General features: G+C 70.5%; 1 protein-coding gene. It reads right to left on the bottom strand.

What is annotated here, in order from left to right; translation table 11 throughout:
* Positions 1-85: 85 nt before the first annotated feature.
* Positions 86-661 (bottom strand): helix-turn-helix domain-containing protein (locus tag ACIKT0_RS19610; RefSeq protein ID WP_407106923.1); only part of this gene is annotated, 576 nt, incomplete at its 5' end.

Genomic DNA, 661 nt, shown 5'->3' with positions numbered 1-661 from the left:
TTCCAGGCGCAGGACAGCCATGCCAGGGCGTCGGTTCAACCTCACCGTCTGGCATGCCACAATGAGCGCCCCGCCGCTGGCGCGTTCAGGCGGCGCGGCGGCGAAGCGCTTCCTTATCGCGCCAGCGGCGGGGCGTCGTGCCTGTCAGGCGCCTGAACACGGTCGTGAAATGGGCCTGCGTCTGGAACCCGGCCTCCAGCGCGATCTCGATCAGCCGATCCGCGCTGGTGCTCATCCGTTCCTTGGTGTGCTCGATCCGGCGCGCCAGGAGGTAATCATGCGGGGACATCCCGCGCGCAGCCCGGAACTGCGCCGCGAAATACATGGGGCTGAGGCCGGCGACGGCGGCGAGCTCCTCCAGGGTGACGCGTCGGCCGAAATGAGCGTCCACATAGGCGTCGACCCGTTTCAGCCGCCACTTGGGCAGCGGGCAGACGCTGCGCCTGTCGCCCCCTTCGCTGCGCCGATCGTCGCTCAGCAACCGCGCGGCGATCATCAGCACGATCGACTGCGCATAGAGCTTCGGCACGGCGTCGTTCTCCCCGCCTGCGTGGCGAAGCGCTTCGACGAGGCCGGCGATCGCGGCGCTGCCGGGCCGGGCGAACTCGATCCTGCGGGCCTCCGGCGACTGGGCGAGGCCGCGAAGCCGCGCGACCAGCGG

Source organism: Hansschlegelia beijingensis, assembly GCF_045505405.1.
In the GTDB taxonomy this organism is placed as follows: Bacteria; Pseudomonadota; Alphaproteobacteria; order Rhizobiales; family Methylopilaceae; genus Methylopila; species Methylopila beijingensis_A.
Note: the sequence above shows the minus strand (reverse complement) of the source record. Positions and strands in the feature narration are given on the sequence as shown.